Source organism: Frankia sp. CgJB1, assembly GCF_977947065.1.
In genome coordinates, this window is record NZ_CDWTNB010000015.1 from 16,332 (window position 1) to 37,732 (window position 21,401).

A 21,401-nucleotide genomic window follows, 5' to 3' on the forward strand; every position below is an offset into this window, starting at 1 on the left:
ACCGATGGCGGCCCTGTATAGTGAAGACACACCGACGCGGGGTGGAGCAGCTCGGTAGCTCGCTGGGCTCATAACCCAGAGGTCACAGGTTCAAATCCTGTCCCCGCTACCAGTCGAAAGCACCCTCGGAATTTTTTTCCGAGGGTGCTTTCGCATTTATGCAGGCATCATTATCACGAGCCGTTTTCATCGGAATCCGCCCGGTCCTTCCCCCGGTCGGCGACCCGGGCGCCCGGCCGGGATGCGCGCCGACACCCGGCGGCGCGACACCCCGCGGCGCGGGCCCGGATCGGCGGTCGTCCACGCCCGGGACACACGGTGGCGGCCTGGGACCCGCCCCCGGCCTGGCGGCCATCGGCGGCGGGTTCTCCCGCGGCGGCCCGTCCCGGGATCAGCGGGGGGTGGTTCCCGGGGTTCGCCACGGGCTCGCCGGACGCACCGCCTCGGCCGCCCGCACCAGCGCTTGGGCCAGCCGGCGGGCCTCGTCCGGATCCAGGTAGGCCGCGGCAAGGGTGTCGAGCATGGGCGCATCCAACCGGAGCAGGATGACCGGAGCCTTCCCGGCGCTCGCCGGTGGCTCGGGACGCACCGTTATCTCCGCCTGCCCGATCCGGGTAACCATAATGCCGTCCTGCGGGTCATGGTGGACCAGCGCCATGTTCACCCCATCGTGTGTCCGGGCCAAGGTATTTGAAGTTCGTTGCGCATGTTGGACTCTTGTTGTGGCCGCTTGGTTGTTCCCATCGGCGGTACAAACGGTGACACCCCCGAACCGCATACCCGCCCGCGTCGCCGCATCCGGCAACCCGTCGGCAGGTCCTGCGCCCTATCGATGTTCGACCCGGCCCGGCTTCCCCTCCGGCCTGGCGGCCCGCGCTGTCGGCACCCGGACGTTTCAGCGTGCTCCCCACGTGTAGGTCTGCTTGACCAGCCGCAGGTAGACGAACGTCTCGGTGGCGAGGACCTGTGGCAGGGCGCGGATCTGCTTGTTGATCAGTTCGAGCAGGTGCTCGTCGTTCTCGGCGACGATCTCCACGATGAGATCGAAGGATCCGGCCGTCAGGACGACGTAATCGACCTCGGGCAGCGCGGCAATCGTGTCGGCGACGACGCGGGTGTCCCCGGTGACCCGTACCCCGATCATCGCTTCCCGGTGGAAGCCCACCCGGAGCGGGTCGGTGACGGCGACGATCTGCATGATGCCGGCGTCGAGCAGACGCTGTACCCGTTGGCGCACGGCCGCCTCGGAGAGCCCGACCGCCGCCGCCATGGCCGCATAGGACCGCCGGCCGTCCTGCTGCAGTTGCTCGATGATGGCCTTGTTGACATCGTCCAACAGGGTGCCGGAGCTGAGTCGCTGGCCGGGCGACCGTCGCGACTGCACCCGGCGTCCTCCTCGGTCCTCCGTGGCGGTTCCCCACGCCCGTTCACGCTGGCCTGTCCCTGCTGCCATCGTATGGCCGTCGATGAGTGAACTGGGAAGCGAGCCTTATCCACGCAATCTTCGACGGATTCCATCGTCAAGCTGCCGATCAGGCTACTCTTTCAGTGGCTGATCGGTGGAAAGGATGCGTGGATGGCGTCGAATGTGATCGCTTCCGGGAGCGGTGTGACCCGGGCCGTGCCGCAGGCCAGAGCCGCGGAGCTGGCCGCGCGCGAGTCCGCCCGCCTCAACGCCCGCACCCGGGGCTCGGCGGCGCTGCATGCGCGGGCGGTGCGGTCGATGACCTCCGGGGTGCCGTCGTCCTACCAGGTACGTGATCCCTGGCCGATCTACCTCACCCGCGGTCTCGGGCCGAAGGTCTGGGACGTCGACGGCAACGAGTACGCCGACTTCCACAACGGGTTCGGTTCGATGGTGCAGGGGCACGCCCACCCGGCGATCGTGCGGGCCGTGACCGAGCGGGTGGCGCTCGGTACGCACTTCGCGATGCCCACCGAGGACTCCGTGGTGGTCAGCGAGGAGTTGGCCCGCCGCTTCGGGCTGCCGCAGTGGCGCTACGTCAACTCCGGCTCCGAGGCGACGATGGACGCGATCCGCATCGCCCGCGGCGTCACCGGCCGCGACACGATCGTCAAGATCTTCGGTTCGTACCACGGGCACCACGATTACGTGATGGTGTCGATCGGGACCCCGTACGACGACATCGGCCCGGCCGAGCATATGAACTCGCTGGGTTACGGTGCCGGGATCCCCCGGGTAGTCGTCGACCTCACGGTGCCGGTCCCCTTCAACGACGCTCCGGCGATGGAGCGGCGGATCGCCGCGCTCGCCGCTGAGGGACGCCTGCCCGCCTGTGTGATCATGGAGGCGGCGATGATGAACCTCGGCGTCGTCCTGCCGGAGCCCGGTTACCTGGCGGCGGTCCGGGAGATCACCTCCCGGTACGGGGTCATCCTGATCTTCGACGAGGTCAAGACGGGGCTGTGTGTCGCGGCCGGTGGGGCCACCGAGAGGTTCGGCGTGCGCCCGGACATGGTGACCCTGGCCAAGGCGCTCGGTGGCGGGCTGCCGTCCGGGGCGATCGGCGCGACGGCGGAACTGATGGAGGTCGTGGCCTCGGACCGGGTGAAACAGGTCGGCACGTACAACGGCAACCCGCTGACCATGGCCGCCGCCCGGGCGAGCTTGTTCGAGGTGCTCACCCCCGACGCCTACACCCACCTCGACCGGCTGGGTGGCCGGTTGACCGCCGGCTGCGACGAGATCCTGGCCCGCCACGGCATTCCCGGCTACACCGTCGGCATCAGCTCGAAGGGATGCGTGCACTTCACCGACGCGCCGATCCGTGACTACACCTCGTTCATGGCGCACCAGAACGCCGAGTTGCCCGAACTGGCCTGGCTCTACAACGCCAACCGCAACGTCCTCATGGCGCCCGGGCGCGAGGAGGAATGGACATTGTCGGTGCAGCACACCGACGCCGACGTCGACCGTTACCTCGACAGCCTCGACCAGATGGCCCGGGACCTCGTTGGCTGAGCCGGCCCGATCCCCCAGGAGGGACTAGAGACATGGATGCGATCTTCGCCAATCTCATTGGTGGCGTCTCCACCCCGGCCGTCGATGGCGAGACAATGCCCATCCTGAACCCGTCGACGGCGGACCTGCTGGCGCAGGCACCCCGGTCGGGGCCGGCCGACGTCGACGCAGCCGTGCGGGCCGCGAGCGCGGCGTTCGAGGGCTGGCGGGACACCACGCCCGCGCAGCGGTCCCGGGCACTGCTGCGGGTGGCCGACGCGCTGGAGGACCGGGCCGACGAGGTCGCGGCGGTGGAGAGCGCGAACACCGGCAAACCGCTGCGGCTTACCGTGGACGAGGAGGTCGGGCCGTCCGCCGACCAGATCCGGTTCTTCGCCGGGGCCGCGCGGCTGCTCGAGGGCCGGTCGGCCGGCGAGTACCTGGCGGGGCACGCCAGTTGCGTCCGCCGCGAGCCCATCGGGGTCTGCGCCCAGGTCACGCCCTGGAACTACCCGCTGATGATGGCGGTCTGGAAGGTCGCGCCGGCGATCGCGGCGGGCAACACCGTCGTGCTCAAGCCCTCCGACACCACCCCGGCCTCCAGTCTGCTGCTCGCCGAGATCGCCGCGGAGTTCCTCCCGCCCGGCGTGCTCAACGTGGTGTGCGGCGATCGTGACACCGGACGCGCGCTGGTGGCCCATCCGGGCCCGGCGATGGTCTCGGTGACCGGCAGCGTGCGGGCCGGGATGGAGATCGCCCGGGCCGCGGCGGACTCCTTGAAGAGGGTGCACCTCGAACTCGGGGGCAAGGCGCCGGTCATTGTCTTCGACGACGTGGATCCGGCGGTGGTGGCGCGGCAGATCGCCGAGGCCGCGTACTTCAACGCCGGCCAGGACTGCACGGCAGCGACCAGGGTGCTGGCCGCGCCGGGCGTCCACGACGACCTCGCCGCCGCCCTGGCCGAGGCGGCCGGGAAGACGGCGACCGGATCGCCGGAGGAGCCCGACGTCGACTACGGGCCCCTCAATAACGCGGGCCAACTGGCCCGGGTGAGCGGTTTCGTGGAGCGGGCACCTGAACATACCGAGGTGCTCGCCGGCGGTGCTCCGCTGGACCGGGCGGGCTACTTCTACCCGGCCACGGTCATCTCGGGTCTGCGCCAGGACGACGAGCTTATCCAGTCCGAGGTGTTCGGCCCGGTCATCACGGTGCAGCGGTTTGACTCGGAGGACACCGCGGTCGTCTGGGCCAACGGGGTCGAGTACGGCCTGGCCTCCAGCGTCTGGACCCGCGATCACGGCCGGGCCCTGCGGGTCGCCCGCCGGCTGGACTTCGGCTGCGTATGGACCAACACGCACATCCGGCTGGTGGCGGAGATGCCGCACGGTGGGTTCAAGAAGAGCGGGTACGGCAAGGATCTGTCGGTCTACGGCCTGGAGGACTACACCAGGATCAAGCACGTGATGAGCAACATCGAGTTCTGACCACCAGGTCTGACCACCGGGGTGGAACCGAGTTCTGGCCACCAGGTTCTGGCCGCCAGGTCGGAGTGGTCGGGCGCGGGGAGCCGGGTACGAGTCCCGGGCCGGCTCCCAGGGTAGGCCGTGGAAGTAGGATGGTGTGCTTCGAGCCGGGGTGATCGCCGGTCCGGGGCGGGTGGGTGGCGGCGAGTCACGGGTGGGTGGTGGCGAGTGAGGAAGAATCCAGCCTCGGTCGTGGCATCGGCAGACGGGATGACGAGCACCGAAGGCGGCCGTGCCTACGGCGTGCCCCGGGTGAGCCCGCTGACCTCCCGCTTCGTCACGGTCCACGGGTACCGGCGGTGCTATCTGCGGGCCGGGCGCGGCCCGGTTCTGCTGCTCATCCACGGCATCGGGGACAACGCGCGCACCTGGGCCTCGATCATCCCGGAGTTGGCCCGCCGGCACACCGTCATCGCCCCCGACCTGCTGGGACACGGGGAGTCGGACAAACCGCGCGGTGACTACTCGGTGGCCGGCTACGCGTGCGGGATGCGTGACCTGCTCACCATCCTCGGGATCGAGCGCGCCACGGTCGTCGGGCACTCGCTGGGCGGCGGGGTGGCCATGCAGTTCGCCTACCAGTTCCCGGAGCGCTGCGAGCGGTTGGTGCTGGTCGCCACCGGCGGGGTCGGGCCACACCTGCATCCCGCGCTGCGGGCGGCGGCCGTGCCCGGAGCCGGGGCGCTGCTGTCCCTGATCGGCATGCCGCCGGTGCGGGTCGCCGGCTGGGCCGGAATGCACGCGCTGCGCCTGCTGCACACCGATCTCGGGCGGGACGCCGACGATCTCCTGAACGTCTTCGACTCGCTGGGCGTACCCACCGCGCGGGCGGCGTTCCTGCGCACGCTACGGTCGGCGGTGGACGGGCATGGGCAGTCCATCACGATGCTGGACCGGTGCTACCTCGCCGCTGGGATGCCCTCGCTGATCGTCTGGGGTGACCGGGATGCCGTCATCCCGGCTGAGCACGCGTGGATGGCGCACGAGGCGATGCCGGGGAGCCGCCTGGAGATCTTCGCTGGTGCCGGGCATTTCCCCCATCACACTGACCCCGAACGCTTCCGGGCGGTTCTCGAGGATTTTCTGGCGACCACCCGGCCGGCGAGTCACTCCCCGCAGCAGTGGCGGGTGATGCTGCGTGAGCACGGCCGCTCGACCAGGACCACGGAAGCATCCGGGGCCGCCGCCCAGCCGTCGGGCGCGCGTTCGACCCCGGCGGAAGCCGTGGGTCGTGGCCTCACCCGGAGCCGATAAACGGGCACGGCCGCCGGCCATGGCAGGGCCGGGATCCGCCGTTATACGTTCACCGAGGTGACCCGTCGCATCGGGGTGGACCCGCTATGCATCGACGACCCAGTTGGCCATCCATAGCCATGCCTTGCGGGAAGTCGCCCGGCGAGATGCGTCGGTGCCGTTCTCGGCTGAACCGCTCTCGCGGAAGGTCTTCCCGGTCACCGATGGATCCGGCCAGCCGAGGATCAAGGGCTCTCGTACCTCTTGCCGTGTCGCCTGTTCGGGCCAGGGTCTTCGCGTGATGCGCTGTCTTCCGGCGCGGGTCTGCATTAACTGGTCGGCACCCGCTATCGTGGAGTTCAACGGGCAGGCCGGCGTCAATATGGCCTATCCTTGGTGGCGTAACATCAAAGTCCTCTCAAATCTCGGAGGTCGACCCTTGGCACGCCGTGCACGACTCAGCTGGCCCCAGGAACGGCGCCAGGCGAGTGAGGTGGTTGTCCGCCGGGTCGACCCCGGTCGGGGCTGGACCCTGGAACAGGCTCGTGACCTGGTACGACAGGGATACTCCGTCGAGCATGTGGCGGAACGCACCGGGTTTCCGGAGCAGATGCTGAAAGTCGCAGAGGAGGACTGAGTGCAGCCTCCCGCCATCCCGGTGCCAAGAAAGTGCCACGGTGCGCCATCGTCGGCCGCCGGCGCGGGAGTGAGTGTTATCCCTTTCGTGGGTCAATCCGCAGGTTCGGGGAACCGATCTTTCCCTGGCGCTCGAGGATGACGCCGGCTATAGCCTGCGCGACGCTATCCTAACCAGCAGTTATATGACGGTGTGCCGGAGTCGCGTCACTCTGCGCACAACTGAATCAACGACTTCGCCTGGTTGGCTACCCAATTCGTCTGACCTCGGCGCACCTACGACAGTCGCGTTGCCGGGCACCCCTGCTGGCTATGCCCGGGTGGCACCCGTCACGCGTACCAGCCGGCGTAGATGGTCGCTGTAGACCGCATCGAGCCCGTATCCGGCTAGCCGGGTCAGTGTGGTTGTTCGTTGCGCATCCCACCCGAACGCGGCGATACCCAGGTTGTGGAGAACACCGACGATGCCGGCCCGGGGCGGGGTCCATTCACGCGCGTGCAGGTTGAGGGCGGTGACTCCGACGGCCCGGAGTTCATCGCCGTACGCGGTCATTCCGCCACCGGCGACGATATCGCGGATCGACGTCGAGTTCACCAGCCGGACATCGTCATCCAGCGGTCGGTATTTCGCGAGGTCCGTGAGCCCGCCGCACAGCCACAGCCGCCTCGCCGCCTCGCCGCCACCGGCCTCGCGGGCGACGGCGACGGCCGCCGCCGCGTCCGCCCAACTGCCTGGCGGGCCATTCAGGTCAAGACTGAACTCGAAGGACGTACCCAGCTCCGCGTAGAACTCCGCGAGGGTCGGCAGCCACCCCGGCAGGCGGTCGGCGGTCAGGTCGGGAATCCGCCGACGCCGCCCGGGCGGGCCGAACACACCGTCATGATGCAGGACCGGAACGCCGTCGGCGGTGAGCCAGACGTCCGACTCCAGCCCACTCGCCCCGCCGGCCAGGGCACGACGGAACGCGGGCAGGGAGTTCTCCCGCTGGCCGGGGGCGGGAGAACCACGATGCGCAAAACCGATCATGAAGAGCCGCTGAACGACTGCAGCGCGACGTCGTGGAGATGCCCGTTGGTGGTGAGCACCGTGCCGTGTCCCGGTCCCCGGCGTCCGCCCAGGTCGGTGAACCGGCCGCCGGCCTCCTCGACGATGACCTGGAGCGCGGCCATGTCCCAGAGCGACACTTCGGGTTCGCAGGCGAGGTCCACGGCGCCCTCGGCCACCATCATGTGTGACCAGAAGTCGCCGTAGGCGCGGGTCCGCCAGACCTGGCCGGCGAGGTGGAGGAACTCCTCCAGCCGGTCGGCGGTCTGCCAGCCCTCGACGGAGGCGAAGGACAGGAAGGCGTCACCCAGGCTGGCGACCGAGGAGACCTTCAGGGCACGGGTGTCGCCGGTGGCGTCGCGAGTGAAGGCACCGGTGCCCCGGGCTCCCCACCACCGTCGGCTCATCGCCGGGGCGCTCGCGACCCCGACGACCATCTCGTCGTCCACCTCGAGCCCGAGCAGGGTGCCCCAGACGGGCACGCCGCGCACGAAGTTTTTGGTGCCGTCGACGGGGTCCAGGATCCAGCGCCGGCGGGCGCCCGATCCGACGAGACCCTTCTCCTCGCCGAGCACGGCGTCGCCCGGCCGGGCCACAGCGAGCCGTTCGCGGATCATGGACTCGACGGCGGTGTCGGCGTCGGAGACCGGGGTGTTGTCCGGCTTCGACTCGACATGCAGGTCTACTGCCTGGAATCGGGAAAGAGTGATCCGGTCGGCGGCGTCCGCGAGGCTGAGCGCGAGGGCCAGATCGTCGGCGATGGCGACGGTGTCGGAGTCCGCGGTCGGTTCGATGCTCACGGAGGTGGGGTTAGGCGGGGTCACGCCTGCGAGACTACGAGCCGGGCCCCACCGCGCGTCGGTGGTCCCGGGCGGCGGGCACCGGGTGGCGGGGTGAGTGTGACTAATCTCCCGATCTATTGCGATCAAGGCGATGCTCCGCAGGCGCCGAGCAGCCGGCGCAGGCTCGCCAGCCGGGCAGCGTCGGCATGGCCGTCCCGCACCGCCGAGTCCAGGGCGCAGTCGGGGGACGGCGCCAGGTGCTCGCATCCGGGCTGACAGTGCGCGGCGGCCGCGGCGAGGTCCTCGAAGGCCCGCAGCACCCGCTCCGGGGACACCGCGCCGAGCCCGAACGACCGGATACCCGGGGTGTCCACAACAGTGCCCCCCTGGGGCAGCAGCAGTGCGACAGCGGCCGACGAGGTGTGCCGGCCGCGGCCGGTCACGGCGTTGACCTCGCCGATCGCCCGGTCCGCCGCCGGCACTAGCCGGTTCACCAGGGTGGACTTGCCGACCCCGCTGTGCCCGAACAGCACACTGACCCGATTGGTCAGCAGCTCCAGCAGCGCGTGCAGGTCCCCACCGGGGCGCGTGGTCACGACGGGGAGCCCGAGCGGGCGGTACAGCTCGACCAGCGGTGCCGGATTCGCGAGATCCGTCTTGGTCAGGCACAGGACCGGGGAGAGCCCGCCGTCGTAGGCGGCGACCAGGCACCGGTCGATCAGGCCGGGCCGCGGCGGCGGATCGGTGACCGCGCAGACGATGACCAGGACGTCGGCGTTCGCGACGATCGGGCGTTCCACCGGATCGCTGTCGTCGGGGGTGCGCCGCAGGACGCTCGTGCGTTCCTCGCGGCGGACGATGCGCGCCAGGAGGCCCGCCGCCCCGGAGACATCCCCCACGAGGGCCACCCGGTCACCGACTATCACGGAGGTCCGGCGCATCGATCCACCGCGCACGGCCGCGACCAGGCGGTCGGCCATCGCGTCGAGTCGGCAGGTGTACCGGCCGCGGTCGACGCCCACCACTACCGCCACAACCGCCTCGGCATGGTCGGGCCGGTCCCGGGTCCGGGGGCGCGATCCCCGGCCCGGCCGGACCCGGACGTCGTCCTCGTCCAGCTCGCGGGCCATCGGACTAGCCGCCGGCGCCGTCGGTCGGACCCGGGGGGCCGCCGGCCCGGCCCGGGGGGCGTCGCGTCGCGCCGCTCATCGGGCCAGCATCGCCGTCCACATCCGGGGGAAGTCCGGCACCGTCTTGCCGGTCGTCGCGATGTCGTCGATGACGATCCCGGGCACCACGAGGCCGACCACCGCGTAGGCCATCGCCAGCCGGTGATCGGCGTGCGGGTCGAGCCGGGCGCCGTGCAGGGGCGCCGGACTGATCGCTAGCCCGTCGTCGGTGACGGTGACCCGTGCGCCCAGGCGACCGAGTTCGAGGGCCAGGGCGGCCAGCCGGTCGGTCTCCTGCAGCCGCAGGTGCGCGATGCCCCGTAGCCGTGACGGCGAGTCGGCGAGCACGGCGAGCGCGGTCAGTGTCGGAGCGGCCTCCCCGAAGTCGGACAGATCGATGTCGATCCCGTGGACGGCGCCGCCACCGGTGATCTCCAGGCCCGCCGGCGTGCGCCGGGCCGTGCCTCCCATCGCCACCAGCAGATCGGGCAGCAGCCGGCCGGGCTGCTCGGTCGACTCCGGCCAGTCCGGGATCACCACCCGCCCGCCGGTGGCGACCGCCGCCGCGAGGAAGGCCGCCGCGCTGTTCATGTCCGGTTCGATGGTCCGGTCCGCGGCGGTCGGCCTGCCCGGTTCGACGCGCCAGCGCCGGGTGCCCGCCACCGGGCCGGCTGCGGGGGAGCGCACGGCGTCGACCTCGACCGTGGCGCCGGCGGCCCGTAGATCCGCGACGGTCATGTCCAGGTAGGGAGCCGATGGCAGCCGGGACCCGCGGTGGACGACCGTCACCCCGGTGTCGTAGCGCGGGGAGGCGAGGAGCAGCCCCGAGACAAGCTGGCTGGAGTGGGAGGCATCCACGATCACCTCGCCGCCGCGCAGCCGCCCTCGGCCGTGCACGGTAAAGGGCATTCGGTCGCCGTCGATCTCGGCGCCGAGCTCGCGCAGCGCGCCGAGCAGCGGGGTGAGTGGGCGCTCGCGCATCCGCGCGTCTCCGTCAAAGACGACATCGCCGCGGGTCAGCGTGGCCAGCGCCGGGGTGAAGCGCGCCACGGTGCCCGCGTTTCCGCACTCCGCGCGCGCGGCGCTCGGCGTCGGGTGGCCGTGGACGACCCAGTCGGGCCCCTCGGTGGATACCTCGGTACCCAACGTCCTCAGCACCCCGGCCATCAGCAGGGTGTCGCGGGAGCGCAGCGCACCCCGCAGCCGGGAGGTTCCATTCGCCAGCGCGGCGAGCACGAGTGCCCGGTTCGTGCCGGACTTCGAGCCGGGCACCGCGACGACGGCCTCGACCGGTTGCCGTGCGAGTGGAGCCGGCCACGGATCGGACTGCGTTCCGGTGGCTTCGGTACCCGTCAGGATGCTCACCATGACAGCATGCCGGACGACGGCCCGGGTCAACCGCGTCCTCGCGACATGCGCCGGCCGGCACCCGATTCCCGCCGGTCGGGTCGGGTGCCGGTCGGGTCGGGCGGGCGCGGCGGGAGGCCGGGTGGCGACGAGAAGATCCTTTGAGCGTGCCTATCCGTCGTGCGGCGCGGTGGTGGTGGCCGACCTGGTCCGTCGCGGTGAGATCGCCGCGCAGGAGGCCGTCGATGCCGCGTTCGCCCGCCTGCGCGCGGTGGACGGCGTCCTGCGGGCCTTCACCGAGCTCTGGCCGGAGGAAGCCGGGCGCACGGCCAGCGCGGTGCAACGCGCCCTGGCTCGCGGTGCGGACCTGCCCCTCGCCGGCGTGCCCGTCGCCGTCAAGGCAGGGGAGGGCGTCGACGCCCCCGTGACCCAGAAGCTGATCGCGGCGGGAGCGGTCGCGATCGGAATGACCGCGGTACCGGTGCGGGCCGCGCACGTCTGGCAGACCTGGGGCCACACCAGCCGTGGCCCGACCGTCAACCCGTGGCGGGTCGACCGCGTCCCGGGCGGATCGTCGGCCGGCTCGGCCGCGGCGGTGGCGGCGGGGATCGTCCCGCTCGCCACGGCCAGCGACGGCGCCGGCTCCACCCGCCTCCCGGCGGCCTGGTGTGGAGTGGTCGGCCTCAAACCCACGAACGGACGGCTGCCTACCCGGGACCCGGCCGGGTTCACCGTGCCCGGTCCGATCACCCGGACGGTCGCGGACGCCCAGGCCTGGCTGGAGATGGTCCTCGGCGACCCCGGGTCGCGCCCCGCGGCCGGCCCGCGCGGCGCGGATCGCGTGCCGGGTGCCGCCTGGTCAGCGACGCTCGGATTCGCCACCCCCGAGCCGGAGGTGGTGGCGGTCAGCCGCGCCGCCGCCGAGCGTCTCGTCCGCGCCGGTGCGCTGACCTGGCGTGCGGTCCCCGTCGAGCTGGAGGATCCGGAGGAGGCGTGGACGGCGCTGCGGGCGGCCACCGCGGCCACGGCCACCGCGGTCACGACGGCCACTGCCCCGGTGGACCGCGGCCGCCGTGACCGGAGCAGCGCGGCGTCGCGGGAGGACAACGACGCCCGGCTCGCGGCCATCCTGGCCCGGGTCGATCTGATCATCACGCCCACCACGCCGAACCGGCCGCATCCGCACAGCGGCCCCGGCCAGACCCGGAGTGTGAGCCTCACCTGGGCGTTCAACCTCAGCGGCCACCCCGCGGTGAGTGTCCCCGCCGGATTCACCGACGACGGCTGCCCGGTTGGCCTCCAGATCGTCGGCCGGCACGGGGACGAGGCCCGGCTCCTGGGAATCGCGGCCGCCCTCGAACGCCTCGCCCCCTGGCCCGCATGGACCGACCGTCGCGCCGGATCTTAGGCGGACCGGCGGGCCGAGGCGATGAGATGGATGCCGATGGACTCACCCTCACGCTCGGCGGAGAGTTCCACCTCCGTGCGTACCAGGGTGGGGAAGCACGAGACGGCCTCGGCGACCGCACGCTTGACCGCCTCTGCGGAGAGCACGGTGCGCGGGCGGATCCAGTCCACGTCGAGCCCTGCGCTGGTCAGCAGCGCCCGAAGTTCCTCAGGCCAGAAACACCGGGTGATTGTTCCGTCTTCCGCCGGCACGAGCACCACGTCCGCCCGCGGGACGTCGGACAGCTCCGCCCAGCGGTGCTGTTCGGCGAGCCGGGCGAGCCCGAGCAGCAGGGAGTCGACGCAGAGCAGCAGCTGGCCGCCCGGCCGCAGCATCCGGTGGATCTCCTCCAGGATGGTCTCGGTGGCGAGGCAGAACGACAGCGCCCGAGCCTCGGCGAGGACGGCGTCGAAGGAACCGGGAGCGAACCAGTCCAGCGAGCGGGCGTCTCCCACCACCGGCAGAAGCGTCCCGGGACCGCTCCCCGGATCGGGCGACAGGGCGCTGGTGACCACCCGGACGACCTGATGGCCGGTGCTCACCATCTGGCGGGCGAAGCGGGCCCGCGGGCCGGAGACGTCGAGCACCCGCGTGGGCCGGGACGGCAGCCATTCGCGGAGCTGGACCGCCGCGACCTCTTCGTAGAACGCCCAGTATGGGTCGTCACTGTTGGCTGGAGCCTCGCAGACCAGGGTGTTCGCTCGTCCGCGAGACGGACCCGGATCGGCGTCGGGGCCAGGCGGCATGAAACGTTCCTACCCTTCGAGGGGCGATGATGCGAGGTAAGTCACACACTCAAGGCGGAAGTCTGACAGATTCCAGGCTCGACCACGTCGTGTCCTTCCCCGTTCGCGCGGATAGATGCGCGCCGGATTCGCCGTCCACCGCCGCCGGCCCCGGGCAGGTCCCGGGTGATGGACCGCCCACAGCTGTGGACGGCGGGCGGCTGCTGGTGGTTCCCGGCACGACGGAGTCGACGGTGCTCTTCCTGCACGGAGCCGGGACTGGCACGGACACGCCGCTTTTCGTACAACTTGCGGCATATCTCACCTCTGTCGGGGTGCAGGTGGCGCGGCTGGAGATGCCGTACCGCGTCGCCGGACGGCGGGCGCCGGACCGGCCGGCCCGGCTCGACGCGGTCGCGATCGCCGCGGTCGGGGCGCTGGGCCCACCGCGCCTGTTGGCCTTCGCCGGCGCCTCGATGGGATCGCGGGTGGCCGTGCGGGTCGCGGCCGGGCTCGAGGCGTGCGGCGTGCTCGCCCTCGGCTTCCCGCTCCAGCCACCGGGAACCACGCCGGCAGGCAGAACCAGGCCGTCGAGGCAGGACGAACTTGACGGCGCGGGCGTCCCGGTGCTCGTCGTCCAGGGCGAGCGGGACTCCTTCGGGCGATCGGTGCCCGATCCGGAGCTCGGCCGCGAGGTCCATCTCGTCGCGGGAGCCGACCACTCCTTCCGGACCCGCCGACAGGATGCGCGTCCGCCCGGCGAGGCCGTGGCCGAAGCGGCCCGGGCCGGCGCATTCTGGCTGCGGGGCCAGCTGCGGGAATCATCCGCGGGCTGACCCGGTTGTGCGGGCAGTCAGCCGACAGTTAACCGGCAGCCCGACGACGTCGTGGAGGCTTCATGACTCCTGGGAGCAGCACCGGCCGGCGGTCCGCGCAGTCGCGGACCGCCGCCGCCTGGCTTTTGCCGAGCGTCGCGCCGATGCGCGCCCCGGCTTTGGCCGGGGTATCGTCCGCTCTGGAAGGACGGTCGCATGTCGCCCGGTCAGGTATGGTGGATGCGGGGCGGGCCGCCGGGGAGCATGACGGTGAGGAAGTGATCCTGGTCGACGAGACCACCGAGGAGCGAGGCGCCCGTTTCGAGCAGGACGCCCTTCCCTACCTCGACCAGTTGTATGCGGCAGCCCTGCGCATGATCCGTAATCCCGCCGACGCGGAGGATCTCGTGCAGGAGACCTTCGTCAAGGCGTTCGCGGCCTTCCACCAGTTTCAGGCGGGCACGAATCTTAAGGCCTGGCTCTACCGGATTCTGACGAACACGTTCATCAACACGTACCGCAAGCGGCAGCGCCAGCCGCTGCAGAGCCCCACCGAGCAGGTGGAGGACTGGCAGCTCGCCGAGGCGGGGTCGCATACGTCCAGTGGGCTCAAGAGCGCGGAGACCGAGGCGTTGGAACACCTGCCGGACAGCGACATCAAGGACGCCCTGCAGGCACTGCCCGAGGACTTCCGCATGGCGGTGTACCTCGCCGACGTCGAGGGCTTCGCCTACAAGGAGATCGCGGAGATCATGGGTACGCCGATCGGGACCGTGATGTCCCGGTTGCACCGCGGTCGCCGGGGTCTGCGGAAGTCCTTGGAGAAGTATGCCTTGGACCGTGGGCTCGTGGCGGCCGGTTCCGCCGACGGCGAGGGCGGTGCGTCGTGAGCTGCGGCGGTCCACACGAGATCGATTGCCGGAAAGTACTCGACGCGGTCTTTCTGTATCTCGACGGTGAGTGTGAGGGCGGGCAGCAGAATCTGATTCGGGCCCACCTTGACGAATGCTCTCCCTGCCTGCGCGAGTTCGGGGTGGAGCACGAGGTGAAGATGCTCGTCGCCCGCAAGTGCGGCGGGGAGCGGGCGCCCGAGTCGCTGCGGGCGAGTCTGCTCGCCCGGCTGCGGGCCGCCCGGGTGGAGATCGACGCCGCCGAGTACCGGCCGGAGTAGCTGGGGCCGGGTGGAGCATCGGGCTGCCTGGGGGCGGGCCGTGGCAGCCACGGCCCGCCGGGTGGCTCAGGTGTTCGGGCGCTTGCCGTGGTTGGCCTTGTTCTTCGCCCGTGCGCGCCGCTTGCGCTTCTTCTTCGCCATCAGGAATCTTCCTCCGTTCCGCTTCGACGTGCAGTCATCGTGCCAGTCCGCGCCGACGGGAGGTGACCGGCGGGTCCGTCGAGGCCCTCGTCCTCGTCGGCGTCGCCGAACCCGTCCGGTGAGCCATCGCCGAGGTTCCCGCGGGCCGGGGACTGCACCGCCCTGGCATGGCGGCGGGCCTGCAACGTGCGCCACGCCTGCACGGGGGCTATCGCTCCGAACAGTCCCAGCGCTGCGGCGATCGCCACGTCGCCGACGCTGACGACCGCGGGCGTCCAGGGCAGGGGCAGCGGGATGATGTCACTGAGCAGGCGCAGGGTCGTACCGTCCCCGGCCGGCGTGTGAAATGCCGAGGCCAGGATGTCGGAGAGAGGCCAGGATGTCGGAGATCGGTACACCGGCGCGGTCGGCCCCCCACCGCGACACCGGCATCTGGCCGCCGTTCGCGGTGATGACGGCGGCGTTGGAGATGAGACCGGTGACCAGGAGACCGAGTCCGGGCAGGCGGTTGTTCGCGCTGGCGAACAGGGCTGTGACCACGGCGGCCGCGATCCACGCCGGGCCGTGCAGGGCGGGCACGAGTCGGCCGATCGCGAGCACCAGGACCGCCGCGGCGAGCAGCCATGGTCGGGAGACATGGATGCGGGCGAGGGCACCGAGAGTTCCGCCGTGGGCGAGGCCGACGCCCAGACCGCATAGCAGGGTCAGCACCAGAAGTACGAGCACATGCGTAGTGTGCGGCGTTATGAGCGACAGTCCCAGCACCGGGCGGTCGCGTCGTCCCAGCGTGCCGGCCCGGATACATCCGGGGCCCAGGGACGTTGGTCGGACAGCCTCGGCACACTACGCTCTTGCCAGATTCACCGCCGCTGAAGGGAGCCTGATGGCCGAGGAAGTCCGCGCTGAGATGGTGGCCAACGTCTGGAAGGTCGTCGTCGGTGTGGGAGACCCGGTGAGCGCTGGTGACGCCCTGGTGATCCTCGACTCCATGAAGATGGAGATCCCCGTGATCAGCGAGGACGGCGGGACGGTCGCCCGGATCGCGGTACAGGAGGGCGACGTCGTCCAGGACGGTGACCTGATCGCCGTGGTCGAGCCGCTCCCCACCGCCTGATCGTCCTTGTCCGGCGGGATAGCGGCTGAGGGATCCGATGCCTCAGGCGATGTCCTAAGCTGCCCATTATGGACGCCGCGTTTTGTGACCGTTGTGGTCAGCTGGCCAGTGTGGGCAGCCACGAGGCGTGCCGGCGGGCCCGCGAGCTGGAGCCACCCCGCTACTGTCGAGCCTGCCGGCGGCGGATGGTCGTCCAGGTCACCCCGGTGGGTTGGTCGGCCCGGTGCGCGGAGCATGGGCTGCTCTCTCGGTCTGAGCTCGTCGGTCACGTCCACCGTCGTCACGCCGACCGCGATCCTGGCCCCGGCCGAGTGCCGGCGGGTCCGGCCACCCGGGCCGAGGCGTACGAAGACCGCTGCGCGCCCGACCACCGGACTCGGGCTGCGGCGTCGGGTTCATGTCGGGACCAGTCCTGCCGGGGCCAGAGCCGCCGGTTATCGTCGGTGACCAGGGCGGGTAGAGACGCATCCACGTGTGAAGCAGGTCCACCTCCTGCGCGAACGGGAGCATCAGCACCGGGCGCGAACCAGCCGGGCACGAACCAGCGCTGAAGCGGAACGGATGGGGGGCTTAGAGGGTGGCCTGCAGGGACTTGATCGGCATGCTCAGCTCGGCCAGCATCTTCAGGTCGGCCTCCGCGGAGCGGCCCAGCGTCGTCAGATAGTTTCCGACGATCATGGCGTTGATACCACCGAGCATCCCCTGCACGTCGAGATCACCCAGGGTGATCTCGCGTCCGCCGGAGTAGCGCAGGATCGTGCGCGGCATGGCGAAGCGGAACGCCGCGATCGCGCGCAGCGCGTCACGCGGCTCGACCAGCGGAAGATCCCCGAAGGGCGTCCCCGGCCGCGGGTTGAGGAAGTTCAGCGGAACCTCGTCGGGCTCCAGGGCGGCGAGCTCGGCACGTTGCTCGAGGCTCTCGCCGACGCCCAGAATGGCGCCGCAGCACAGCTCCATCCCCGCGGCCCGCACCATCTCACAGGTCTCCCACCGCTCCTCCCAGTTGTGGGTGGTGACCACGTTCGGGAAGTGCGAGCGGGCCGTTTCCAGGTTGTGGTTGTAACGGTGCACACCCATCGCCGCGAGTTCGTCGACCTGCGCGGAGGTCAGCATGCCCAGCGAGCAGGCGACGTTGATGTTGACCGCCGCACGGATGGCGGCGACCCCCTCCCGCACCTGCGCCATGAGCCGGGCGTCCGGGCCCCGCACGGCCGCGACGATGCAGAACTCGGTGGCGCCTGTCGCCGCGGTCTGCCGGGCGGCGTCAACGAGCGAGGGCACGTCCAGCCAGGCGGACCGTACCGGCGAGTCGAACTTGCCGGACTGCGAGCAGAAGTGACAGTCTTCCGGGCATCCGCCGGTCTTGAGGCTGACGATCCCCTCCACTTCGACCTCCGGACCACACCAGCGCATCCGCACCTCGTGGGCCAGGGCGAGCAGATCGGTCAGCGTCTCGTCCGGGAGCCGGAGCACGGCGAGCACGTCGGCCTCGTCCAGCCCTTGTCCGCCCTCGAGGACCTCGCGCCGTGCCACGGTGAGGATGCCGGCACCGTCCTGGTCCGCCGGCGGCCGCGGTGACGCCGGTGCAGGTGGAGGTGCGGTGGGGTGCGCGGTCACGGACGTGGTCACGGATGCAGTCACAGGGGTCTCCAGACGAGGGTCGGTGGGTGCGGTGGATGCGTGGTGGCGGTGGGCATCGTGGTAGGGACTGATGCACATGCACCCAGGTGCATGCGCACCCATTGTCGAACCGGCGCGCGGATGTGGGGCCGGATTCCCGAACACCATCGAGCCCCGAACACCATCGAGCATGGTGGTTATGTCTCGTAGCGAGCCCTGAACTCCTGGGCACGGAACGTGCCGCCCAGTGCCGGTTGCAGCGAGGCACGCGCCACGGCTAGGAACTCGGGCTGGGCCAGCAGGCCGGCTCCCGCCGGGAGGACGCCGGCCAGCGGCCGGGCGGCCAGGCTTTCCAGGTCGGTGAGGTTGCACCGGCAGGCCAGGTCCGGTTCGGCCGGCCAGGACCCGACCACCACACCGACGAGGTCCAGGCCGCGGTGCGCCAGCGCCTCCAGGGTCAGCGCCGTGTCGTTCAGAGCGCCTAGGCCCGCGGCGGTCACGACGAGCACTGGCGCCCGCAGCACCCGGGCCAGGTCGGCGAGGGTGGCGCCGCCCGCGTCGTAGCTGACCAGCAGGCCGCCGGCGCCCTCGACGAGGACGAGATCGCGGCTGTCGGCGAGTATGCCGATCCGGGCGGCGAGCTCGTCGAGGTCGACGGCCCGGTGCCCGGACCTGCGGGCGGCGGTGGCCGGAGCGAGCGGGTCGGGGTAGCGGGCCAGCTCGTGGACGTCGGTAATCCCGGTCAGATCGCGGACGAGGTCGACGTCACCCAGCTCGCCGGGGCCGACACCGGTCTGGGCCGGTTTTACCACCGCGACCGCGCGGCGTCGGTCGTGCGCGAGCGCGCCGATCGCGGCCGTCACCACCGTCTTGCCGACCCCGGTGCCGGTCCCGGTCACCACCAGGACCGTCATCGGGCTAGGACCGTCATCGGGCCAGGACCCCGGCGGCGGCCAGCGCGTCGGTGACGATCGCGAGGTCGGCATCGGTGAGATCGGCCCGGGCGGCGAGGCGCAGCCGGCTGGTCCCGACCGGCACCGTCGGTGGCCGGAAGCAGCCGACGGCCACCCCGTGCCCGCGGCAGGTCGCCGCGGCCGCGGTCGTGGGTTCGGGATCCCCAATGATCACCGAGACGACGGCCCCGGCGGGATCCGGCGCGCCGGTCAGGTCGGCGAGCTGACGGGCCCGGCGCCGGACGGTGCCGGGCAGCTCCGGGTGGGCTCCCAGAAACTCCAGGGCGGCCAGCGCGGCGCCCACGTTCGCCGGGGCGAGGCCGGTGTCGAAGATGAAGCTGCGGGCGGTGTCGATGAGGTGATCGCGCACGGCCACCCCGCCCAGCACCGCACCGCCCTGGCCGCCCAGCGCCTTGGACAGGGTGGCCGTCGCCACCACATCCGGCTTCCCGGCGAGGCCTGTGGCGGCGAGTGCCCCACGACCGGCGGGCCCGACCACCCCAAGCGCATGGGCCTCGTCGACGACCAGGACCGCTCCGTGGGCCCGGGCGGCCGCGTGCAGTTCGGTCAGCGGGGCGAGATCGCCGTCCGCGGAGAACACCGACTCGGTCACGACGAGTGCCCGCCGCCAGGGGCGTCCAGCGAGGGCCGCCGCGACCGCGGCCACATCGGCATGCGGCGTCACGACGACGTCCGCCCGGGACAGCCGGCAGGCGTCCACGATCGAGGCGTGGTTCAGCGCGTCCGAGACGACCAGGTCGCCGGGGCCGGCCAGGGCGGTGACCACCGCGAGGTTCGCCGTGTAGCCGGAGGAGAAGACCAGGGCCGAGGCGAATCCGGCGTGCGCGGCGAGCGCGTTCTCCAGCTCCCCGTGCAACGCGGTCGTCCCGGTCACGAGCCGGCTCCCGGTGGCCCCGGCACCCCAGGCGCGCAGGGCGCGGATCCCGCCGTCGACGACCGCCGGATAACGACCGAGCCCGAGGTAGTCGTTGCCCGCGAGATCGACGAGCACGCCCGCGCCCGGCTTGTCCGGGCCGCCCCGCGGGCGTAGCTCGCGGCGCAGCCCGGCGGCGACCCGGGCCCGGGCGTGGCCCGCGAGCCAGGCGAGCGGCGCGGCCGCCGCGGCATCATCGACGGTCACGACGGCCAGCGTACGGGTATCGACCACTGTGATGGGGTGCCCGCCACCTCACGAACCCGGCCGGTCTGGCAGTCTGCGAGCCGTGGGAACCCTCGCCGACATGCTGCGCGCGAGCACGGATCTCAGCGACGACGACATCGACCACCTGCACGCGCTCGTCGCGGACTGGGCTCTGCTCGCCGACCTCTCCTTCGCTGATCTGTTGCTGCTCGTGCCTATCCGCTCCGGCTCGGAGGCCAGTCGGGGCGGCCACGCCAGCGGAGCCGAATTCCTCGTCGTGGCCCAGGTCCGTCCCACCACCGGTCCGACCGCGTACCACAACGACGAGGTCGGCAGCGTCGTGATCAATCGCTGGGTGGTCCAGAACGCCTGGCGGGAACACCGGATCGCGCGGGAGGGCGAGCCCGAGTGGGACGGCGGGGTCCCGGTGCGGACCGAGGCGATCCCGGTCCGGCGGGGTGACGAGGTGATCGCCGTCCTCGCCCGGGACACCAACCTCGCGACCACCCGGACGCCGAGCGCGCTGGAGTCGGCTTATCTGCAGGGTGCCAACAACCTGGCCCTGATGATCGCCGAGGGCGCCTTTCCGTTCCGCGGCAGCTCGGCGGAGCTTCCCGAGTCCCCCCGGGTGGGCGACGGCATGATGCGGCTCGACGGCGCCGGAAAGGTGATCTTCGCGAGCCCGAACGCGCTCTCGGCGTACCGCCGGCTCGGCTACACCGGCAATGTCACGGGCGAGGACCTCCGCTCCGTGCACCGGGCGCTGAACCTGTCCGCCGCGACCCCGGCGGTCTGGCACGCGCTCGGCCGGCGTCGGCCGGTGGAGGTGGAAGCCGCGGTCGGGAGCACGGTGGTGCTCTTGCGGGCGATCCCGCTCTTCCCCGGGGCGACCCGGGAGGTGCTGGTGCTCGTCCGGGACGTCTCCGAGCTGCGTCGCCGCGAGGCGCTGCTGCTGAGTAAGGATGCGACGATCCGTGAGATTCATCACAGGGTCAAGAACAATCTACAGACCGTAGCCGCCCTGCTGCGGTTGCAGATGCGGCGGACGAAGGCCGACGAGGCGCGCTCGGCGCTGCGGGAGTCGGTGCGCCGGGTCACCTCGATCGCGGTCGTGCACGAGACGCTGTCCCAGAGTCTGGGGGAGAGCGTGCCGTTCGACGAGATCGCCGACCAGATCACCTCGGTCACGGTGGATCTGGCCTCCACCGGGGCTCGGGCGAACACCCGCCGGACCGGGTCGTTCGGGCGGCTTCCCGGCGAACTCGCCACCCCGTTGGCTCTTGTGCTTTCCGAACTTCTACAGAATGCTGTAGAACATGCGTTCGACGGTTCGGCGGGTTTCATCGAGATCCGGGTCAGCCGCCTGGCAGACCGGCTTGATGTTGTCGTGGCCGACGACGGTGCCGGGCTGCCCGAGGACTTCCAGCTCGAGCACTCGCCAAGGCTGGGGTTGCAGATCGTCCGCCAGCTGGTGCTGGGCGAGATGCACGGCACCATCCGGCTCCAAGCCGGTCCAGAGTGCGGGACGGAGGCGCTCCTGTCGATCCCACTTTCTGAAAGTTGAGTGTTTAGGGTGC

24 protein-coding genes, 1 tRNA gene and 1 pseudogene are annotated in these 21,401 nt (G+C 71.3%); 12 read left to right on the top strand and 14 right to left on the bottom strand.

Going from position 1 to position 21,401, the window contains the following annotated elements; all coding sequences use genetic code 11:
• Positions 1-35 precede the first annotated feature (35 nt).
• Positions 36-112, top strand: a tRNA-Met gene (locus tag AC08OT_RS03465).
• 279 nt (positions 113-391) lie between these two features.
• Here AC08OT_RS03465 and AC08OT_RS03470 read toward each other — a convergent pair.
• Positions 392-778 (bottom strand): DUF6907 domain-containing protein, encoded by a 387-nt coding sequence (locus AC08OT_RS03470; protein WP_476591604.1) that lies wholly within the window; start codon positions 776-778, stop codon positions 392-394.
• Between the two features lie 117 nt (positions 779-895).
• Complete coding sequence (locus AC08OT_RS03475; protein WP_476591605.1) at positions 896-1,384, bottom strand: Lrp/AsnC family transcriptional regulator; 489 nt, start codon at positions 1,382-1,384, stop codon at positions 896-898.
• Between the two features lie 192 nt (positions 1,385-1,576).
• Between AC08OT_RS03475 and AC08OT_RS03480 the strand changes: the two genes are divergently transcribed.
• From AC08OT_RS03480 to AC08OT_RS03495, 4 genes are all read left to right on the top strand, one after another.
• A complete protein-coding gene (locus tag AC08OT_RS03480) occupies positions 1,577-2,983 on the top strand; it encodes an aspartate aminotransferase family protein (protein WP_476591606.1) in 1,407 nt (468 codons plus the stop codon).
• Between the two features lie 32 nt (positions 2,984-3,015).
• Positions 3,016-4,446, top strand: coding sequence for a gamma-aminobutyraldehyde dehydrogenase (locus AC08OT_RS03485; RefSeq protein WP_476591607.1), 1,431 nt, complete (start codon positions 3,016-3,018; stop codon positions 4,444-4,446).
• Positions 4,447-4,695: 249 nt separating this feature from the next.
• A complete protein-coding gene (locus tag AC08OT_RS03490; RefSeq protein ID WP_476591608.1) occupies positions 4,696-5,739 on the top strand; it encodes an alpha/beta fold hydrolase in 1,044 nt (347 codons plus the stop codon).
• Between the two features lie 418 nt (positions 5,740-6,157).
• A complete protein-coding gene (locus AC08OT_RS03495) occupies positions 6,158-6,355 on the top strand; it encodes a hypothetical protein (protein WP_476591609.1) in 198 nt (65 codons plus the stop codon).
• A gap of 309 nt (positions 6,356-6,664) precedes the next feature.
• Here AC08OT_RS03495 and AC08OT_RS03500 read toward each other — a convergent pair whose 3' ends face one another.
• The 4 genes from AC08OT_RS03500 to aroA form a co-directional block, all read right to left on the bottom strand.
• The gene (locus AC08OT_RS03500; protein ID WP_476591610.1) at positions 6,665-7,381 is read right to left on the bottom strand and encodes a glycerophosphodiester phosphodiesterase; all 717 of its coding nucleotides are present in this window, start codon (positions 7,379-7,381) and stop codon (positions 6,665-6,667) included.
• Positions 7,378-8,223, bottom strand: coding sequence for a histidinol-phosphatase (gene hisN, locus AC08OT_RS03505; RefSeq protein WP_476591611.1), 846 nt, complete (start codon positions 8,221-8,223; stop codon positions 7,378-7,380). Before hisN ends, AC08OT_RS03500 begins: the two co-directional genes overlap by 4 nt.
• A 101-nt stretch (positions 8,224-8,324) precedes the next feature.
• Positions 8,325-9,311, bottom strand: coding sequence for a ribosome small subunit-dependent GTPase A (gene rsgA, locus AC08OT_RS03510; RefSeq protein WP_476591612.1), 987 nt, complete (start codon positions 9,309-9,311; stop codon positions 8,325-8,327).
• A 75-nt stretch (positions 9,312-9,386) separates the two neighbouring features.
• The gene (gene aroA / locus AC08OT_RS03515) at positions 9,387-10,718 is read right to left on the bottom strand and encodes a 3-phosphoshikimate 1-carboxyvinyltransferase (RefSeq protein ID WP_476591626.1); all 1,332 of its coding nucleotides are present in this window, start codon (positions 10,716-10,718) and stop codon (positions 9,387-9,389) included.
• Positions 10,719-10,839: 121 nt separating this feature from the next.
• Here aroA and AC08OT_RS03520 point away from each other — a divergent pair, with 121 nt between their 5' ends.
• Positions 10,840-12,105 carry an amidase gene (locus AC08OT_RS03520; RefSeq protein WP_476591613.1) on the top strand — a complete coding sequence of 422 codons (1,266 nt, stop codon included), beginning with the start codon at positions 10,840-10,842 and terminating at the stop codon, positions 12,103-12,105.
• Here AC08OT_RS03520 and AC08OT_RS03525 read toward each other — a convergent pair.
• Positions 12,102-12,890 carry a methyltransferase domain-containing protein gene (locus AC08OT_RS03525; RefSeq protein WP_476591614.1) on the bottom strand — a complete coding sequence of 263 codons (789 nt, stop codon included), beginning with the start codon at positions 12,888-12,890 and terminating at the stop codon, positions 12,102-12,104. The two genes, AC08OT_RS03520 and AC08OT_RS03525, sit on opposite strands and share 4 nt — an antisense overlap.
• Positions 12,891-13,075: 185 nt before the next feature.
• On the opposite strand from AC08OT_RS03525, the gene AC08OT_RS03530 reads away from it, so the two are divergent.
• The 3 genes from AC08OT_RS03530 (at position 13,076) to rsrA (ending at position 14,855) form a co-directional block, all read left to right on the top strand.
• The gene (locus tag AC08OT_RS03530; RefSeq protein ID WP_476591615.1) at positions 13,076-13,705 is read left to right on the top strand and encodes an alpha/beta hydrolase family protein; all 630 of its coding nucleotides are present in this window, start codon (positions 13,076-13,078) and stop codon (positions 13,703-13,705) included.
• Between the two features lie 62 nt (positions 13,706-13,767).
• Positions 13,768-14,574: a sigma-70 family RNA polymerase sigma factor gene (locus AC08OT_RS03535; RefSeq protein WP_476591616.1), complete on the top strand. Its 807-nt coding sequence runs from the start codon at positions 13,768-13,770 to the stop codon at positions 14,572-14,574.
• Entirely contained in the window at positions 14,571-14,855 is a 285-nt protein-coding gene (gene rsrA / locus AC08OT_RS03540; protein ID WP_011438142.1) for a mycothiol system anti-sigma-R factor, read from the top strand. The genes AC08OT_RS03535 and rsrA overlap by 4 nt, the downstream gene beginning before the upstream one ends.
• A 66-nt stretch (positions 14,856-14,921) precedes the next feature.
• Here rsrA and AC08OT_RS03545 read toward each other — a convergent pair whose 3' ends face one another.
• From AC08OT_RS03545 to AC08OT_RS03560, 4 genes and pseudogenes are all read right to left on the bottom strand, one after another.
• On the bottom strand, positions 14,922-14,996 hold the full coding sequence (locus AC08OT_RS03545) for a 50S ribosomal protein bL37 (RefSeq protein ID WP_369807823.1): 75 nt from the start codon (positions 14,994-14,996) through the stop codon (positions 14,922-14,924).
• Complete coding sequence (locus AC08OT_RS03550; RefSeq protein ID WP_476591628.1) at positions 14,996-15,244, bottom strand: hypothetical protein; 249 nt, start codon at positions 15,242-15,244, stop codon at positions 14,996-14,998. Before AC08OT_RS03550 ends, AC08OT_RS03545 begins: the two co-directional genes overlap by 1 nt.
• Positions 15,245-15,265: 21 nt before the next feature.
• Positions 15,266-15,313: pseudogene (locus tag AC08OT_RS03555) on the bottom strand (hypothetical protein); the annotation flags it as partial.
• Entirely contained in the window at positions 15,297-15,722 is a 426-nt protein-coding gene (locus tag AC08OT_RS03560) for a DUF5317 family protein (RefSeq protein WP_476591617.1), read from the bottom strand. The pseudogene AC08OT_RS03555 and the gene AC08OT_RS03560, both read right to left, overlap by 17 nt.
• Before the next feature lie 157 nt (positions 15,723-15,879).
• Here AC08OT_RS03560 and AC08OT_RS03565 point away from each other — a divergent pair, with 157 nt between their 5' ends.
• A complete protein-coding gene (locus tag AC08OT_RS03565; protein WP_462186220.1) occupies positions 15,880-16,110 on the top strand; it encodes a biotin/lipoyl-binding carrier protein in 231 nt (76 codons plus the stop codon).
• 68 nt (positions 16,111-16,178) lie between these two features.
• Entirely contained in the window at positions 16,179-16,661 is a 483-nt protein-coding gene (gene bsaP / locus AC08OT_RS03570) for a biotin synthase auxiliary protein BsaP (protein WP_476602525.1), read from the top strand.
• Between the two features lie 19 nt (positions 16,662-16,680).
• Here the strand turns inward: bsaP and bioB are convergent, their stop codons facing one another.
• From bioB to AC08OT_RS03585, 3 genes are all read right to left on the bottom strand, one after another.
• Positions 16,681-17,751: a biotin synthase BioB gene (bioB, locus tag AC08OT_RS03575; protein ID WP_476602526.1), complete on the bottom strand. Its 1,071-nt coding sequence runs from the start codon at positions 17,749-17,751 to the stop codon at positions 16,681-16,683.
• 176 nt (positions 17,752-17,927) lie between these two features.
• Positions 17,928-18,644: a dethiobiotin synthase gene (gene bioD / locus AC08OT_RS03580; protein ID WP_476591619.1), complete on the bottom strand. Its 717-nt coding sequence runs from the start codon at positions 18,642-18,644 to the stop codon at positions 17,928-17,930.
• Between the two features lie 13 nt (positions 18,645-18,657).
• Entirely contained in the window at positions 18,658-19,824 is a 1,167-nt protein-coding gene (locus AC08OT_RS03585) for an 8-amino-7-oxononanoate synthase (protein WP_476591620.1), read from the bottom strand.
• Positions 19,825-19,924: 100 nt separating this feature from the next.
• Here AC08OT_RS03585 and AC08OT_RS03590 point away from each other — a divergent pair, with 100 nt between their 5' ends.
• Positions 19,925-21,388, top strand: a complete 1,464-nt coding sequence (locus AC08OT_RS03590; protein ID WP_476602527.1) for a sensor histidine kinase — start codon at positions 19,925-19,927, stop codon at positions 21,386-21,388.
• Positions 21,389-21,401 lie beyond the last annotated feature (13 nt).

What these genes read in the sequence shown, in the direction of transcription:
- AC08OT_RS03470 (WP_476591604.1), bottom strand. Translation starts at nt 778, where the DNA reads ATGCGGTTCGGGGGTGTCACCGTTTGTACCGCCGATGGGAACAACCAA.
- AC08OT_RS03480 (WP_476591606.1), top strand. Translation starts at nt 1,577, where the DNA reads ATGGCGTCGAATGTGATCGCTTCCGGGAGCGGTGTGACCCGGGCCGTG.
- AC08OT_RS03485 (WP_476591607.1), top strand. Translation starts at nt 3,016, where the DNA reads ATGGATGCGATCTTCGCCAATCTCATTGGTGGCGTCTCCACCCCGGCC.
- AC08OT_RS03490 (WP_476591608.1), top strand. Translation starts at nt 4,696, where the DNA reads ATGACGAGCACCGAAGGCGGCCGTGCCTACGGCGTGCCCCGGGTGAGC.
- AC08OT_RS03500 (WP_476591610.1), bottom strand. Translation starts at nt 7,381, where the DNA reads ATGATCGGTTTTGCGCATCGTGGTTCTCCCGCCCCCGGCCAGCGGGAG.
- rsgA (WP_476591612.1), bottom strand. Translation starts at nt 9,311, where the DNA reads ATGGCCCGCGAGCTGGACGAGGACGACGTCCGGGTCCGGCCGGGCCGG.
- aroA (WP_476591626.1), bottom strand. Translation starts at nt 10,718, where the DNA reads ATGGTGAGCATCCTGACGGGTACCGAAGCCACCGGAACGCAGTCCGAT.
- AC08OT_RS03525 (WP_476591614.1), bottom strand. Translation starts at nt 12,890, where the DNA reads ATGCCGCCTGGCCCCGACGCCGATCCGGGTCCGTCTCGCGGACGAGCG.
- AC08OT_RS03535 (WP_476591616.1), top strand. Translation starts at nt 13,768, where the DNA reads ATGACTCCTGGGAGCAGCACCGGCCGGCGGTCCGCGCAGTCGCGGACC.
- AC08OT_RS03565 (WP_462186220.1), top strand. Translation starts at nt 15,880, where the DNA reads ATGGCCGAGGAAGTCCGCGCTGAGATGGTGGCCAACGTCTGGAAGGTC.
- bsaP (WP_476602525.1), top strand. Translation starts at nt 16,179, where the DNA reads ATGGACGCCGCGTTTTGTGACCGTTGTGGTCAGCTGGCCAGTGTGGGC.
- bioD (WP_476591619.1), bottom strand. Translation starts at nt 18,644, where the DNA reads ATGACGGTCCTGGTGGTGACCGGGACCGGCACCGGGGTCGGCAAGACG.
- AC08OT_RS03590 (WP_476602527.1), top strand. Translation starts at nt 19,925, where the DNA reads ATGCTGCGCGCGAGCACGGATCTCAGCGACGACGACATCGACCACCTG.